This window comes from Pseudoduganella chitinolytica (genome assembly GCF_029028125.1).
Taxonomy (GTDB): domain Bacteria; phylum Pseudomonadota; class Gammaproteobacteria; order Burkholderiales; family Burkholderiaceae_D; genus Rugamonas; species Rugamonas chitinolytica.
In genome coordinates, this window is record NZ_CP119083.1 from 3,714,006 (window position 1) to 3,725,610 (window position 11,605).

11 protein-coding genes and 1 riboswitch are annotated in these 11,605 nt (G+C 66.5%); of the genes, 2 read left to right on the forward strand and 9 right to left on the reverse strand.

Annotated elements, in window-relative coordinates:
• The first annotated feature begins 151 nt into the window (after positions 1-151).
• On the forward strand, positions 152-1,336 hold the full coding sequence (locus tag PX653_RS16370; protein ID WP_277413834.1) for an IS4 family transposase: 1,185 nt from the start codon (positions 152-154) through the stop codon (positions 1,334-1,336).
• A gap of 124 nt (positions 1,337-1,460) precedes the next feature.
• On the opposite strand, the gene PX653_RS16375 is transcribed toward PX653_RS16370, so the two are convergent.
• The 9 genes from PX653_RS16375 to thiC form a co-directional block, all read right to left on the reverse strand.
• Positions 1,461-3,545 (reverse strand): M56 family metallopeptidase, encoded by a 2,085-nt coding sequence (locus tag PX653_RS16375; protein ID WP_277413835.1) that lies wholly within the window; start codon positions 3,543-3,545, stop codon positions 1,461-1,463.
• Between the two features lie 211 nt (positions 3,546-3,756).
• A complete protein-coding gene (locus tag PX653_RS16380) occupies positions 3,757-4,863 on the reverse strand; it encodes an S-(hydroxymethyl)glutathione dehydrogenase/class III alcohol dehydrogenase (protein ID WP_277413836.1) in 1,107 nt (368 codons plus the stop codon).
• A gap of 108 nt (positions 4,864-4,971) precedes the next feature.
• Complete coding sequence (locus PX653_RS16385; RefSeq protein WP_277413837.1) at positions 4,972-5,373, reverse strand: response regulator; 402 nt, start codon at positions 5,371-5,373, stop codon at positions 4,972-4,974.
• 212 nt (positions 5,374-5,585) lie between these two features.
• Positions 5,586-6,215 carry an ANTAR domain-containing response regulator gene (locus tag PX653_RS16390; RefSeq protein ID WP_277413838.1) on the reverse strand — a complete coding sequence of 210 codons (630 nt, stop codon included), beginning with the start codon at positions 6,213-6,215 and terminating at the stop codon, positions 5,586-5,588.
• 62 nt (positions 6,216-6,277) lie between these two features.
• The gene (thiE, locus tag PX653_RS16395; RefSeq protein WP_277413839.1) at positions 6,278-6,919 is read right to left on the reverse strand and encodes a thiamine phosphate synthase; all 642 of its coding nucleotides are present in this window, start codon (positions 6,917-6,919) and stop codon (positions 6,278-6,280) included.
• A 19-nt stretch (positions 6,920-6,938) separates the two neighbouring features.
• Positions 6,939-7,709, reverse strand: a complete 771-nt coding sequence (thiD, locus tag PX653_RS16400; RefSeq protein WP_277418587.1) for a bifunctional hydroxymethylpyrimidine kinase/phosphomethylpyrimidine kinase — start codon at positions 7,707-7,709, stop codon at positions 6,939-6,941.
• A 2-nt stretch (positions 7,710-7,711) separates the two neighbouring features.
• On the reverse strand, positions 7,712-8,506 hold the full coding sequence (locus PX653_RS16405) for a thiazole synthase (RefSeq protein ID WP_277413840.1): 795 nt from the start codon (positions 8,504-8,506) through the stop codon (positions 7,712-7,714).
• Between the two features lie 14 nt (positions 8,507-8,520).
• Positions 8,521-8,724, reverse strand: a complete 204-nt coding sequence (thiS, locus tag PX653_RS16410; protein ID WP_277418588.1) for a sulfur carrier protein ThiS — start codon at positions 8,722-8,724, stop codon at positions 8,521-8,523.
• Positions 8,725-8,740: 16 nt separating this feature from the next.
• Positions 8,741-10,630 carry a phosphomethylpyrimidine synthase ThiC gene (gene thiC, locus PX653_RS16415; RefSeq protein ID WP_277413841.1) on the reverse strand — a complete coding sequence of 630 codons (1,890 nt, stop codon included), beginning with the start codon at positions 10,628-10,630 and terminating at the stop codon, positions 8,741-8,743.
• A gap of 61 nt (positions 10,631-10,691) precedes the next feature.
• Positions 10,692-10,801: riboswitch (TPP riboswitch) on the reverse strand.
• A gap of 116 nt (positions 10,802-10,917) precedes the next feature.
• Between thiC and PX653_RS16420 the strand changes: the two genes are divergently transcribed.
• Positions 10,918-11,550, forward strand: a complete 633-nt coding sequence (locus tag PX653_RS16420; protein ID WP_277413842.1) for a hypothetical protein — start codon at positions 10,918-10,920, stop codon at positions 11,548-11,550.
• Positions 11,551-11,605 lie beyond the last annotated feature (55 nt).

Below are 11,605 nucleotides of genomic sequence, written 5' to 3' on the forward strand. Positions count from 1 at the left end.
GCGCATAGGGTCTGTCCCTGAGCCTTCCCCACAAATTTCTGTTGTAAACGGAAGCGGAAGCTGTTAACTTTCAATCCCAAAAACGGCGCATGCATGGCTGTGTTAGCCCTTTTATTCGTAGCGACCAAACTGCGAATGAAAGGCACAGACCATGCATGCACAGCAAATCATACAGAAGTTTTTGGCCGATCAGTGCTCCGCGATGCACGCCAAACGGCGGAGATGTTTGGCCGATGCTGTCGAAGCGGCCCGCAGCGGCGGGCTGGCAATGATGGGAATGAGCAAGGCGCTAGAAAGTGAAGTAAGCCTACGCTATCGGATCAAGCGCATCGACCGCCTTCTAAGTAACGCTCACTTGGCCAAGGAGCGGGTAAGCATCTTCAAGGCCTTGGCGCACCACCTCCTGCCGCATCAGGAGCGCATTGCAGTAATCGTCGATTGGTCTGATTTGCTGCCGGATGTAAGTCAGCATTTGCTGCGCGCCGCCGTGGTAGTGGAGGGGCGTGCGATCACGATTTATGAGGAGCTGCATCCGACCAAGTCGTATGGCAGCAGACAAGTCCATCATCGTTTCCTGGAGACTCTACGGACGGTACTGCCTCCACACCGCAGTCCAGTGATCATCACCGACGCGGGCTTTCGGGGGACTTGGTTCCAGATGCTCGGCGAGCTCGGCTACGATTGGATCGGTAGAATTCGTAATCTCGACACGGTTCGCGCAGAAGGCACCACGAAGTGGCAGCCTTGCAAAGAGCTTTACCCTCACGCCACTAAGGTCCCACGCGATTTGGGACGGTTCGAACATACCCAATCGCGCTTGGTGAAATGCCGTCTGACTTTGGTGAAGAAGTCGCCCCAAGGACGAAAGAAATTGACCGTCTTCGGCAATGACGCCGGCAGCCATCACAGCAACAAACAGCGTAAGGGACAATCCGAACCCTGGCTGTTGTCCGTCTCACCAGGGCTATCGAAGCTGCGTGCAAAACAGATCGTCGCCTTATACAGCTGTCGCATGCAAATCGAACAGACTTTCCGCGACCTCAAAAACCCGCGGTGGGGGATGGGGATTCGCCACAGTCAAACACGCCAACCCAAGCGTCTCGCCGCATTACTTCTTATCGGCACCTTGCTCAGCTTCGCCCTATGGATCATCGGCATCGTTGCGCAAAGTCGGGGCTATCGTATGCGCTACGGCAGCAAACCCAAATCCGCGAAAACTGTGTCTATCGTTTCCTTAGCTCGCCAATGGCTCGCCGACGTCAGGTATCGAAGGCTGACGCACAGCCAGCTCCGCGAAGCTATGCAGGAGCTGGCTAGTCTAGTACTCATCTATTAAAAATGAGGGGAAGGCTCAGGGTCTGTCCCCCTTGCGGGGACAGACCCTGAAGTTTGTCGTCAAGGTCGACGCACAGCAAGCCGAACTTCGGGGTCAGTCCCTGGAGGGACAGACCCCCATGGGTCTAGCCAGCCGGCTGAGCGGTTCCCCGCCGCAGCGCCTCATCCAGCAAGGCGCGCATCGTGCGCTCCGCCGCCTGGCCGGCCAGGCCCTGGTCGCGGCCCAGTTCACCCATCTTGCGGCCCAGCTCTCCCATCGGGCGCTGGATTGCCTGCATCTGCCCGCGCAGGGCCTTGATCCGGGCGTCGTCCGGATGCATCATGCCCTGCTGCGCGGCGATGCTGGCGGCGATGCCGTCCATTTCCGCCTGCAGCGGCACCATGCGGCGCTGCAGCGCCATGCTGCGCGCGACGATCGCCTCACGCTCCTTGGCGTGCTCCGCGTGCCCGACCTCACGACCCAGCTTTTCCATCTGCGCGGCCAGCGGTTCCATCCGGCGTTCCTTCTCGCGCAGCCTGCGCTCGAGCGCACGCAGGACCGACTCCCGCCCTGCTGCCGCATGCTGCTCGCCCAGTTGCGCGCCGACGGCGCCCAGCTTCGCCCCCAGCGCTTCCATTTCCTGGCCGTGCCGTTCCATTTTCTTGCCGAGCTGTTCCACCGGTGCCCAGGCCGCACGTGCCTTGTCCACCACGGCGGGGTCGGTCACCACATAGGCCTTGCCGTCTTTCGTGAACCAGACAAAATCGCCCTGCTGCTTGGCCTTGACGCGCTCCAGCTGGCGCTCGTCGACATTGCGCAGCGAGACAATCTGCCCGGCACCGCCTGTCACGATCGCATAGCCGTCTGCGCGCTCGCCGATGTTGAAGCGCATGCCGGTATCGGCCCGCGCCGGTGGTGCTGGTGGTGCCGGTGGTGCTGGCGGGGCTGGTGGTGCTGGTGGGGCCGGGATCGCGCCTGCCGCCGCCGGTGCCGGTGCTGCCGGTGCTGCGGGCGGGGCCGGTGGGGCCGGTGGGGCCGCTGCTGCCGCTGCTGCGGGTGGGGCCGGCGGTGCCGGCGGCGCGGGCGGCACTTCCCAGGTCGTGCTGGCATGATCGGCGGCCGCGGCCGCGGCGCGCGCGCCGGCGGCGTCGTGTGCCTGCGCTGCCACGTCCTTGGCCTGCGGCACCGTGGCGGCGCGCGGCTCGTCGGCCGGCCGTGCCTGGGCGTACAGCACGACGCAGGCCGCGCACAGGCCCAGCAGCGGGGTCGCCATCTTCCAGCTGAGGGGTTGGGAATCGGGTCGGATCAGGCGTTTGATACGGAACATGAGGTCTCCTCCTTGTGCCGCTGGGGCAAAATGGTTCGTGGAGAACTGGAACTTGTCCAGTTCGGACAGGGCCCGGGCCAGCCGCCGGGGTTCCCCCAGCGCGTGGGCCGCCAGGTCGTCGGCGATCTGTTCGCGTTCGGCGCGGATCCGCTTCGACAGCTGCCAGACGCTGGGGTGGTAGAACAGCAGGACCTCGATGGCACTCTGCACCAGGTTGACGAGGTAGTCGTGACGGCGGATGTGCGCCAGTTCATGCGCCAGCAGCGCCTCCAGCAGGTGCGGCGGCATACCCGTCACCAGCGCGGCCGGCACCAGCACGATGGGACGCCAGCACCCGGCCGTCATCGGCCCTTCCAGGTCGGCAGCGGAGACGCCCAGCAACACGGCACGGCGCAGGCCCATGCGGGAGGCGAGCGCGTCCAGCCGGCGCTGCCATGCCGGATCGGGCGCGAACCGCCCCGCCAGCGTACGCTGCCGGACCCACTGCAGGCCCAGCGACAACCGCAACGTCATCAGCGCGGCGCCAGTCGCCCACAGCAGCACGAGCCAGGGCAACTGCCGGCGCAGCAGGTATTCGAGCGACGTCATACCTTCGCCGTCCAGGAGCGCTGGCACGGGAGCCAGCGCCGCGCTGCCGACTGCCCACAGCAGCGGATCCGTCGTCGCCGGCACCGAGTACCCGGCCGCTTGCGCTTCCAACACGCGCCATACGATGCTTGCCAGCGGCACGACAGCGCACAACAGCAGCGCGCCGCACGCGACGGCATAGCGCGCCTGCGCGGAGCGATTGCGCAACGCATGCAGCGCCAGCGTCGCAGCCCAGCCGACCAGCAGCCCCTGCCAGACAAAGTGCAGCAGCGACCAGCCGAGCGCTGGGATCAGGGTGTCGAACAGGTTCGTCATGGCGGTTCGTCAACGTGGGATGGCGGGTTGTCGAAAATAGAATAGGCGATCTAGAAAAACTTGTCTAGAACTTTTTGTCTAGTTCATGGCGCGACAGCGCGATACCAGGTTACTACGGTGCGGCTGGCGTGGGATGGCGGTTGCGACGGACTGCGCAACGGGCAGGATGGGCGGTGCTGAAACGGGGCGGCGCGGTGCCGCCCCATGCCGCTTAATACATGACGACGGAGCGGATCGATTCGCCCTTCTTCATCAGGTCGAAGCCTTCGTTGATCTGGTCGAGCGACAGCTTGTGGGTGATCAGGTCGTCGATATTGAGCTTGCCGTCCATGTACCAGTCGACGATCTTCGGCACATCGGTGCGGCCGCGCGCGCCGCCGAACGCGGAACCTTTCCATTCGCGGCCCGTGACCAGCTGGAACGGCCGCGTGGCGATTTCCTGGCCTGCGGCGGCCACGCCGATGATGATCGACTTGCCCCAGCCCTTGTGGCAGCACTCCAGCGCCTGGCGCATCAGGGTCGTGTTGCCAACGCATTCGAAGCTGTAGTCGGCGCCGCCGTCCGTCAGCTGGACGATCGTGTCGACGACGTTCTCGACGTCGTTCGGGTTGATGAAGTGCGTCATGCCGAATTTGCGCGCCATCGCCTCCCGGCCCGGGTTGATGTCGACGCCGATGATCTTGTCGGCACCGACCATCCTGGCCGCCTGGATCACGTTCAGGCCGATGCCGCCCAGGCCGAACACGACGACGTTGGCGCCCGCCTCCACCTTGGCGGTAAACAGCACGGCGCCGACGCCGGTGGTGACGCCGCAGCCGATGTAGCAGACCTTGTCGAACGGCGCATCCTCGCGGATCTTCGCCAGCGCGATTTCCGGCACGACGATGTAGTTCGAGAACGTCGAGGTGCCCATGTAGTGGAAGATCGGCTTGCCGTCGAGGGAGAAGCGGCTGGTCGCGTCGGGCATCAGGCCGCGGCCCTGCGTGGAGCGGATCGCCTGGCACAGGTTGGTCTTCTGCGACAGGCAGAATTTGCACTGGCGGCATTCCGGCGTGTACAGCGGGATGACGTGATCGTCCTTCTTGAGGCTCTTCACGCCCGGGCCCACGTCGACGACGACGCCGGCGCCTTCATGGCCGAGAATGGCAGGGAAAATGCCTTCCGGGTCGGCCCCGGACAAGGTGTAGTAATCGGTGTGGCAGATGCCGGTGGCCTTGATCTCGACCAGGACCTCGCCCTCGCGCGGTCCGCCCAGTTCCACTTCCTCGATCGTCAGCGGGGCGCCCGCCTTCCATGCTACTGCTGCCTTGGTCTTCATCGCAAAATCCGGTGATGTGATAAAGCGCCATGATAGCAAATCAAACCCCGGGGGACAGGCACCGATCCCGGGACGGTAACGTCCCGGGATCGGTGCCTGGACCCGCTGTCACCTGGCGATCAGGTCCATCTCCAGCAAGCGGCACGTGGCCTGCCACAGCTGGCGCGGCGACGTCCAGGGCTTCGGCAGGAACGCGTGGGCCTGGTGGTGCAGGCTGGGCTGGCGGGCCGAGTACAGCAGCACCGGCGTATGCACGGCGCGCTCGCGCAGGTCGCGGATCAGGTGCTGGCCGTCGCCGTCCGGCAGGTCCGGGTCCAGCACGATCAGCGCGAAGTCGTGCTGGCGCAGCAGCGCTTGCGCATCCGCCATCGAGGCGGCGCGCGTGACCCGGATCTCCGGGACCAGCAAGGTGGCAAGGATCAGCGCCGTCGCGTCGTCGGCATCGACGTGCAGCAGGTGAGGCGCAGGGGGCAGAGGCTTGCAGGCCTCCAGGGCATCGTTCATGTTCATGGGTGGACTCCGCGAGCCGGTCGATTGCAGTAGCCTGAATGCCATGCGCCGCGCGTGCGGGGTCGAGGGACTTCAGGATGCGGGTCGGCGGAGCTGGGCCGAACTGGTTGATGCGGCCGCGGGGGACGGGGCGGCCGCTGCTCGAAGCGCGCGGCGGAGGGGCCGCGTCGAACGTACCTAGTTTAGCGCACTTTTAATGCAGTATGGAAAGCTTATTTTTTGGACCGTGCGTAAAACGCCGCATGCAGGCTGTTCAACGTTTCCTCCGCGGTCAGCAGCTGGTCGGCCACTTCGTTGACCTTGCGGCGGCTGGAGCGGGCATGGTCGCGCAGCACCTCGAACGCGGTATTGCGGTCCGTCTGGAACTTGCACATCAACAGTCCCACGGCCAGGCTGGTCTCGCGCCCCGCCGCCAGCGCGGCGTTCAGGTTCAGCTCCGTGCGGCGCAGCTGGCGGATTTCGTCCGCCCGCGCCAGGCCCGCCTCGAAGGCGGGCATCAGGTGCTTTTCGTCGACGGGTTTCACGACGAAACCCACCGCGCCGTAGGCAGCGGCCTGCTTGCCCGCATCCGCGTCGCCCCGGCCGGACAGGAACATGAACGGCACCGACGTCTCCCGATTGAGCTGCTTGGCCAGTTCCAGCCCGGACATGCCGGGCATGTGGATGTCCAGCAGCGCCATGTCCGGCTCGCGCTCGGCCACCAGCTTCAGCGCGTGGTCCGCCGAATGGGCCTGCATGGTTTCATAGCCCGCGTTCTGCAGGATCACGCTGAGGAATTCGGCCAGCAGCTGGTCGTCGTCGACGATCAGGATCAGGCGTTTGACAGGCGCTTGTGGAGTCATGGCTGAGCAGTTAGGCATTGGCGATGGGCCGATTATAAGGCGGATCGCCCAGCGCAACAGGCCTATCTGTTGCCGAACAGCCCCGTGAACGCCTGCACGGCCGCCGCCACGTCGCCGCTGCGGTAGTCGGCGCAGTAGACGCTGCTGATCGCCGCCACCATGTCCGCCCCGGCCGCCACCAGCGGCGCCGCGTTCTCCGGCGTCATGCCGCCGATGACGACGGTTGGCAAGGTCAGCCCTGCCCCGCGCGCGTCCCCGATGATGGCGGGCCGCGTCGTCACCGCATATTTCTTCACGCGCGACGGATAGAAGCCGCCGAACGCGACGTAGCTGGCGCCGGCCGCCTGGGCGTCGAGCGCCAGCGGCAACTGGCCGTAGCAGGAGGCGCCGACGATGCGGTCCGGCCCGACAGCCGCGCGCGCCGTGGCAACGCTGGCATCGAGCCCGCCAACGTGCACGCCGTCCGCGCCCAGTTCCAGGCACAGCTCGACGTGGTCGTTGACGATGAACGGCACGCCGTGGCGCCGGCACAGCGCCAGCAGCGCGCTGGCCTGTTCGACGCGCAGCTCCGGCGACGCGAACTTGTGGCGGTACTGCAGCAGCGCGGCACCGGCCGCGAGGGCTTCGGCGCTGGCGGCCAGCAGGCGGTCGGTGTCGTCCCAGTCGGGTGTGACGAGGTACAGGCCGCGAAGTTGGGTGTTCATGATGACTCCTTTGATGTGATTAGCGCAGCGGCATGCGCTGGCCCGGGCCGATCGCATAGGCGTTGGCGAGTGCCGCATGGGTGTAGGCCTGCGCCCGCGCCAGCGCTTGCGCCATCGGCACCTCCTGCGCCAGCAGGCCCGCCAGCGCGGAGGCCAGTGTGCAGCCGCTGCCGTGGAACTCCCCGGCCAGCCGTGGCCACGACCAGTTCTGCCGCTGCCCCGGGCCCTGCCAGCGGTTGACCACTTCGTCGCCGCCGCCATGGCCGCCCGTCACCAGCACGTGTTCGCAGCCCAGCGCACGCAGCGTGTGCGCATGGTCCGCATCCGGGCTGCCGAGCTGCGTGGCCAGGGCCGCCGCTTCCGGGCCGTTCGGTGTCAGCACGGTCGCCAGCGGCAGCAACGGCGCCAGCGCAGCCACCGCGTTGCCGCGTGCCAGGCTGTCGCCATGGCCGCTGGCCAGCACCGGGTCCAGCACGACGGGCAGCGCCGGCTGCGCCACCCGCAGCGCCAGGATGACCTGGGCGATCGCGTGGGCGTTGTCCGCGCTGCCAGGAATGCCGATCTTGACGGCGCCGATGCGGCACGCGCGCACCAGCGCCTCGGCCTGGCGCAGCACCACGTCCGGCGCCACGGGGATGACCTCGTACACGCGGTTGTGGTCCTGCACCGTCAGCGCCGTCACGACCGCCAGCGGATGCGCGCCAACGGCCGCGATGGCCTGCACGTCGGCGGCAATGCCGGCCCCGGCCGACGGGTCGGAGCCGGCAAACACCAGCACGCAAGGTCGCATGCTCACGCGGCGATGCGCCCGGCCATCGGCGACGACGGCGACGCGGCAAAGCGGCGCGGCATGCGCCCGGCCAGGTAGGCCTCGCGTCCCGCCAGTACCGCCAGCCGCATCGCCCGCGCCATCCGCACCGGATCCTGCGCGGCCGCGATGGCCGTGTTCATCAGGACGCCGTCGCAGCCCAGTTCCATCGCGATGGCCGCGTCCGACGCGGTCCCCACGCCGGCGTCGACCAGCACGGGCACGCGCGCCTGCTCGACGATCAGCGACAGGTTCCACGGATTGACGATGCCCATGCCGGAACCGATCAGCGATGCCAGCGGCATCACGGCCACGCAGCCGATGTCCTCCAGCATGCGCGCCTGGATCGGGTCGTCGCTGCAGTAGACCATCACGTCGAAGCCGTCCTTGACCAGCTCCTTCGCCGCCACCAGGGTCTCGGGCATGTTCGGGAACAGCGTCTTCTCGTCGCCCAGCACTTCGAGCTTGACGAGCTTGTGCCCGTTCAGCAGTTCGCGCGCCAGTTGCAGCGTGTAGACGGCGTCCTTGGCGTTGTAGCAGCCCGCCGTGTTGGGCAGGATGGTGTATTCGGACGGCGGCAGCACATCCAGGAGGCTCGGTGCGTTCGGGTCCTGGCCGATGTTGACGCGGCGGATCGCCACGGTGATGATCTCCGCGCCCGCCGCATCGGTGGCGGCGCGGGTCTGCTCCAGGTCCTTGTACTTGCCGCTGCCCACCAGCAGGCGCGAGTTGTACTGCTTGCCCGCGATGGTCAGGAAGTTATTGTCCTTGTCGTTCATTGTGTTCTCCTTGTTCAGCCGCCGCCGATGGCGCGCACGATGTCCACCCGGTCCGCGCCTTGCAGCGCGACCTCGCGCCAGCGCTGGCGCGGTACCACGGCGCGGTTGACGGCCAGCGCCAGCGCCTGGCCTTCCAGTTGCAGCGCGACGACGAGGTCGTGCAGGGTGTGGCCCGGCTCGACCTGGCGCGGCGCGCCATTGACTTCGATCTCGATCATTCGTTTCAAGCCTTCTTCATGCCTTGCTGTACAGCTGCGCGCCCTTTTTCACGAACTCCACGGCCTTCTCCTGCATGCCCTGGGCCGCGTAGTCGCGCACTTCCTGCGTGATCTTCATCGAGCAGAAATGGGGACCGCACATGGAGCAGAAGTGCGCCACCTTGGCCGAGTCCTTCGGCAGCGTCTCGTCATGGAATGCGCGGGCGCGGTCGGGATCGAGGCCCAGGTTGAACTGGTCTTCCCAACGGAATTCGAAACGAGCCTTGGACAGCGCGTTGTCGCGGATCTGCGCACCCGGGTGCCCCTTCGCCAGGTCGGCCGCGTGGGCGGCGATCTTGTAGGTGATCATGCCTTCCTTGACGTCGTTCTTGTCGGGCAGGCCCAGGTGCTCCTTCGGCGTGACGTAGCACAGCATCGCCGTGCCGTACCAGCCGATCTGCGCGGCGCCGATACCGGAGGTGATGTGGTCGTAGCCCGGTGCGATATCGGTGGTCAACGGGCCCAGCGTGTAGAACGGCGCTTCCGCGCACTGCTCCAGCTGCAGGTCCATGTTCTCCTTGATCAGCTGCATCGGCACGTGGCCCGGGCCTTCGATCATCACCTGCACGTCGTGCTTCCAGGCGACCTGCGTCAGTTCGCCCAGCGTTTTCAGTTCCCCCAGTTGCGCTTCGTCGTTGGCGTCGTAGATCGAGCCGGGGCGCAGGCCGTCGCCCAGGCTGAACGACACGTCGTACGCCTTCATGATCTGGCAGATGTCTTCGAAGTGCGTGTACAGGAAGTTCTCCTGGTGGTGCGCCAGGCACCACTTCGCCATGATGGAACCGCCGCGCGAGACGATGCCCGTCAGGCGCTTGGCCGTCAGCGGCACGTAGCGCAGCAGCACGCCGGCGTGGATCGTGAAGTAGTCGACGCCCTGCTCCGCCTGTTCGATCAGGGTGTCGCGGAAGATCTCCCAGGTCAGGGCCTCGGCCTTGCCATTCACTTTTTCCAGCGCCTGGTAGATCGGCACGGTGCCGATCGGGACGGGGCTGTTGCGCACGATCCATTCACGCGTCTCGTGGATATGCTTGCCGGTGGAGAGGTCCATCACCGTGTCGCCGCCCCAGCGGATCGCCCACGTCATCTTTTCCACTTCCTCGCCGATCGAGGACGTGACGGCGGAATTGCCGATATTGGCGTTGACCTTGACGAGGAAATTGCGGCCGATGATCATCGGCTCCAGTTCCGGGTGGTTGATGTTGGCGGGGATGATGGCGCGGCCGCGCGCGATCTCGTCGCGCACGAACTCGGGCGTGATCAGGTCCGGGATTGATGCGCCGAACGACTGGCCCGGGTGCTGGCGGCCCACCAGGTCGGCCATGCGCTCGCCCAGGGGACCGGACTGGCGCAGCTCGGCCAGGTATTCCTGCCGGCGCAGGTTTTCGCGGATTGCGACGAACTCCATTTCCGGCGTCACGATGCCGCGGCGCGCGTATTGCATCTGCGTGACGCAGGCGCCATCGACCGCGCGGCGCGGCTTGCGGTGCAGGTTGAAACGCAGTTGCGTCAGTGCCGGATCGGCCAGGCGGGCCTGGCCGAACTCGGACGTCGGTCCCGGCAGTTCTTCCGTATCGCCACGCTCCGCGATCCAGCCCGCGCGCAAGGGCGCCAGGCCCGCGCGGATGTCGATCGTGGCGGCAGGATCGGTGTACGGACCGGACGTGTCGTAGACGGAAATCGGCGGATTGGCTTCGTGGCCGAAGGAGGCGGACGTGTCGGACTGCGTGATCTCGCGCATCGGCACGCGGATGTCCGGACGGCTGCCGGTGACGTAGATCTTGCGGGAATTCGGCAGCGGTGCGACGGCTGCGCTGTCCACCTCGGCGGTACTGGCGAGGAAGGGCTGCTGCGGATGGTGGGCGTTCATTTGGCTCCTTGGCGGCTACAGGAGCCAGCAAAGGAGTCGGGATGCGCGCACACGTCGGGTGGCGCGCATCCAAAAGCTTCCCTTCGCTGGCATTATCCAGATCAGGTTCGGAGGGTATTTCTCACCCGCGCACACATCATGTGTATGTGCGCAGGACCCCTAGCGTATGCCGACGGCGTTGGGCCGCCGTCAGCGCCGCCATTATGCGCGAAAGCGCACCATATGAAAAGCGCAACAGCGCCTATAATCTGGCCGGTGCGGCCTGGCCGCGACAGTATGGAGACTCGATGCGCAACAGATGGCTGGCGGTGGCGATGACGATAGTGGCGGCGGGAGCGGTTGCGGCTACTGCTGCCACGGTCACGGACAAGGAACAGGCGTCGTTCTTCGATTACTATGCGGTAGCCCACCCGGGCACGGCTGGCTTGCTGCGGCCGCAGTTTGCCGCGACGGGCGAGCGCCGCAACCGCCGCGTGACGGCCACCCTGGACGGACCGGCCCAGCGCCTCGTGCTGCCGCTGTGCCGGCAGGCGCGCAGCATGTTCGACTACGACACCAGGGCAAAACGCTGGAGCGAGCGACCGGCCGAACAGCTGGTGTGGGTCCACCACGGCCAGCAGTGCGGCACGCAGCCGGAGACGCCGGTGCGGCTGCTGGCCCCACTGGCCGAGATGGACATCCTCGTGCTGATCCAGCAGCACCCCACCCTGCTGAACAATGCGCGCCTGCTGATGGCGGGGAATACGCAATGCGCGCCGGCGCGTTCGCGCGGCTTCCGGTTGACGGGCCTGGACCGCGCCAAGGACGGCTTGCCCGTGCTGGTCTTCGAGAACGATATCGGCGGCGCGGCCCGCATCACGGTGCGCAAGTCGCGCAACGAGCTGGTGGCGTGGAGCGCCCAGTGCAGCGGCGCCGGGTAGTCTGTCGATGGCTGGGGAGGACCGGCGGGACCGCTGGCGGGCGGCTCCCCTTATA